The organism is Pinirhizobacter sp. (genome assembly GCF_035317885.1).
Lineage (GTDB): Bacteria > Pseudomonadota > Gammaproteobacteria > Xanthomonadales > Rhodanobacteraceae > Pinirhizobacter.
Map to the genome: position 1 here is coordinate 1 of NZ_DATHFX010000115.1, position 4074 is coordinate 4074.

3 protein-coding genes and 1 pseudogene are annotated in these 4074 nt (G+C 65.1%); 2 read left to right on the forward strand and 2 right to left on the reverse strand.

The features are described 5' to 3' along the window. Window positions 1–1643, reverse strand: a 1643-nt coding sequence (locus VK519_RS03555; RefSeq protein WP_324347741.1) for a glycoside hydrolase family 97 protein, incomplete at its 3' end; no start/stop codon positions are given. Window positions 1644–1768: 125 nt separating this feature from the next. Here VK519_RS03555 and VK519_RS03560 point away from each other — a divergent pair. Then, complete coding sequence (locus tag VK519_RS03560) at window positions 1769–2260, forward strand: SRPBCC family protein (protein WP_324347743.1); 492 nt, start codon at window positions 1769–1771, stop codon at window positions 2258–2260. 609 nt (window positions 2261–2869) lie between these two features. Further along, window positions 2870–3724, forward strand: coding sequence for a subclass B3 metallo-beta-lactamase (bla, locus tag VK519_RS03565; protein WP_324347745.1), 855 nt, complete (start codon window positions 2870–2872; stop codon window positions 3722–3724). 4 nt (window positions 3725–3728) lie between these two features. On the opposite strand, the pseudogene VK519_RS03570 reads toward bla, so the two are convergent. Beyond that, a pseudogene (locus tag VK519_RS03570) lies at window positions 3729–4074 on the reverse strand (TetR/AcrR family transcriptional regulator); the annotation flags it as partial.

The following is a 4074-nucleotide window of genomic DNA, read 5'->3' on the forward strand; positions in this document are numbered from 1 at the left end:
CCCTTGCCGAGCATGGCCAGAGGCAGGTGCAGCGTTTCGCCGGAGCCACTACGGATGCCACCGATGAACCAACGCTTGCCGCTGCGACGGGCGATCACGATGTCCTTGCCGGGTGTTCCGGAGAGCAACTTGGTTTCATCCCACACCGTGGGCACCTGATCCAGGAAGGCAAGCGCGTTGGGCCTCTTGTCGTAGGCCTCGGGAGCGTCGGCCAGGTGCTGCCAGCCGGATTCGAACACCACCGACAAGGCGGTTTCGTGGGCGATGGAAGCCATCATCGGCCCGGCGTCGAACGCCACCGGGGTGTAGTCCATTGAACCGACCACGTTGCGCGTGAACGGTTGCACTGTATTGGGATACACCGGCGGATCGTTCTCGGTACCGCGTACCGCTTCCATGCTCATGATGTGCGGCCAGGTGCGTGCCAGGCCGTGCGGGATGGTGGCGCCGTGGAAATTCACCATCAGGTGCAATTTTGCGGTATCGGCAAGGATGGCGTCGTACCACTGGTAGCGCACCTGCGAGTCGGAATCCATGAAGTCCACCTTGACGCCCTTCACGCCCCAGCCCTTGATCTTCGGCAGGATCGCCTGGCGCTTGTCTTCCGTATCGAGGTTGGTCCAGCGGAACCACAGCAGGATGTCCACGTGCCTGGCATTGGCGTATTTCACCAGGTCCGGTACCCAAGCGTCCTTCCAGCCTTCGTCCACCAGTACATACGGCAGGTGGTTGCGCGCGGCGAAATCAACATAGGCCTTCTGCCGTTCGACGTCGCCCGGACTTTGGTGTTCGCTCAACCACGACCATGCCACCTTGCCGGGCTTGATCCACGAGGTATCGGTAAATCTGGCGGGGTCGGCCAGGTCGTCCACCAGCGTGGATTGCGTCACCGTGGCAAGGTCGCCGGCGATCACCGTGCGCCACGGCGTGCTGCCGTGGAAGCTCGCCGACGCGTCGAACAACACCAGGCCGTACGTGGTGGTGTCCAGGCCGTGGCGCATGCGGCTGCCGGTGTAGCGGCCATCGGTATTGCTTTCGGTCACCAGGAGGTAGTCGCCGTTCACGCGGAACAGCGACGGATAGCCGAAGTCGCCGACAGGCGAGCCATAGGCGCTGTCCTGTGAACGCACGCCTTCGTACTGCGGCTTGTACGGCAGAAGCCACGCGAAGGTGTCCTCGGGGAAGGTGAAGTCGGTGGCCTCGCCCTGCACGGTTGCGTTGCTGCTGCCGGGAAGTTCATAGCGCCAGGCGATGCCGTCGCGGGAGGTACGTACCACGACGTCGAGCTTCGCGCCGCCCAGGCCGGTGAAGGGAAAGCGTGTTTCCACCATGGTCGCCGAGCGCTCCAGGCGCTTGCCGGTGGTCATGGTGTAGTGCTCGGTCACCTCATGGTGGCTCGACGGGCCTGGCTTGAGGCCGTGGGTGAGGTCCACGTCGGTTGTGCGAAGGCCTAGCCTTGATTGCATCAGCGGCTTGCCCTGCGCATTTTCCAGCAGCAGGGTGGGGGTGCCGGTGGTGTCGTCGGTGTCCAGCGATGCCTTGAGCGGCGTGTTCGACGGGAAGGGAATCGGCGTAGTGGCGGCATGCGCGGACACCACGGCGGTCAACGCCAGGAAAAGCAGGGCGGACGTTCGAACAGGCATCGGCAATTTCCCTTGAGCAATTCGAACATCAAATAGTACGACAATAATCCGGCACGTGGGTCAGACGCCTTTGTCTACGCAGGCGACATGATTCGCAGCTGACGGACGCAGCGCATAATGCGGGCATGAACCTTCAACCCGTTGCCGTCACCCGCACCATCATCCTGCGCGTACCGCCAGGCGAGGCCTTCGACTTCCTGGCAGGCGCCGATGTGTTGCCGAAGATACTCAAGGGCCATGGCCTTCTGCCCGCGGTCACCGGCACCAGCGAGCAGACCGGGCCATGGGACGTACCGGGCTCGAAGCGGCTGATCCATCTTTCCGACCACACCACCGTGCGCGAGGAAGTGCTCCGGGCCGAGCGCGGCGTGTATTTCGGTTACCGCGTTTGGGACTACACCAATCCCCTGTTCTCACGCCTGGTCGATCACGCGCGCGGCAGCTTCGAATTCCGGCCCGAAGGAGCCGGGACTTCGGTTGCTTGGACGTATGCCTTCACCCCGCGCGGGGCGGCCCGGCGGCCGTTGCTGTGGTTGATCGTGCACCTGATGTGGCAGGGGTATATGGAACGCTGCCTGGGCGAGACGACGCGGGTCCTTTCCGAGCCTCGACCCTAGCATCCGCCACCGCCCATGCACCGAAGGTGATCGCACACGAGATCACCAGCGCTGTCCACGCGTTGCGGTCGCCGGTAAGGAAGTGCGGCGGCAATCCGCGCGCAAGCTGCGCGTACAGCAGCAGGCCCACGCCCGTGGCCAGCTCCACCAAGGCGCAGGCATAGGCGATGAACGTGCGGCCGGGAAGGTACTCGATCGGGATGCGCTGCCATACCAGCGCGAAGTCGCCGTAGATCAGGCCCAGCAAGCCCAGGCCGATCAGTGCCAGTGCAAAGGCGGCGCGCGCCGGCCGGATACGCACTCTTGTGCGCGCCACCGGCAGCGGGGCCGGCGTCACGCTCCCGCGTGTGGAGAATGCGGCGTTGAACTGCAGGCCGTCCGATCGCGTTGTGCCGGTCATGCGGGTCTCCCCCTGGTGTGTCTCGACGCCATGGGAATCCCTGGCGGTTGGGAATAAAAGAGCCAATCGCGGCGAACCGGGCCGACCAATCGACAAGGCTGGTGCATGCCGGTGGCGAGGCCTCCGGATCGCCCGCGGCATGCCAGCGCCACGCCATGATTGGCCCAGCGTGCATCGCTAGACTCCTTCGGCCCCCACGGAGAAACCCCATGCGCCCCACCTTTCTTACCCTGGCCTGCCTGGGTTCGCTGTCCGCGGCGGCGGCGATGCCCGCACTGGCAGCCCCGGAATGGACCCAGCCCATCAAGCCCTTCCGCATCTACGGCAACACGTACTACGTGGGAAGCCGGGGCCTGAGCGCGGTGCTGGTGACCTCGCCCCAGGGCCATGTACTGGTCGACGCCACGATGCCTGAGAACGCATCGATGGTGGAGGCGAACATCCGCGCGCTGGGCTTCAGGCCATCGGATGTGAAAGCCATCCTCAACTCCCACGCCCACGTCGATCATGCCGGCGCGATCGCGCAAGTGGCCCATGACACCGGCGCCACCGTGTATGCCAGTGCGTTGGGTGCGAAGTCGCTTGCCCTGGGCGGCCAGGACCCGGATGACCCGCAATACCATCCCGGCAAGGGGTACTCGCAGGTTTTGGCCACCGTGGTGGGCGACGGCGAACATCTAAAGGTGGGTTCGGTGGATATCCAGGCCCGCGCCACGCCAGGTCACACACCGGGAAGCACCAGCTGGACATGGCGCTCGTGCCAGGACGGCAAGTGCGTGGACATCGTCTACGCCGACAGCCTCACCGCCATCACCAACGGTACCTACCGTTACACCGATGCGCCGGCGCATCCGCACCGCGTCGAGGACTTCAGGAAGTCCATCGCCACAGTGGCCGGCTTGCCGTGCGACATCCTGGTGACCACCCATCCCGATGCCAGTGATGTGCTTGAGCGCGCGGCCAGCGGCAAGCTTGAGGATCCCGGCGCGTGCAAGGCGCTGGCAGCGCGGGCGGTCAAGGGGCTGGATGAGGAACTGGCCAAGGAAGCAGCAGCCACCCGGTGATATATCAGCAGGGCGTGGACACAGCCTGCAGATAGGCGCTTGCCAGCGTCACCAGCTCTTCGTTGAGGACATCGGCCGGCATGAGGTGCCGGTTGCTCTCCAGGATATTGCGCACCGGCCCGGCAATGGCGCCCAGGAGAATGGCCGCGTGCCTGGACGGGTCGTTGAAGTCGCGATCCCCGGCGGTGGCCAGCATGCCCGACACCGCGGCCAGCATGCGTTCGCGGGCCATCTCCACGCGTTCGGCGCCGCCGTGCTCGGCGGCAATCGCGTACAGCGCCTGCGAAACGCGGGCATGTTCGAGCTTGGCGCTGACATAGGCATGCACCAGTGCCTGTGCCATGTCGGCC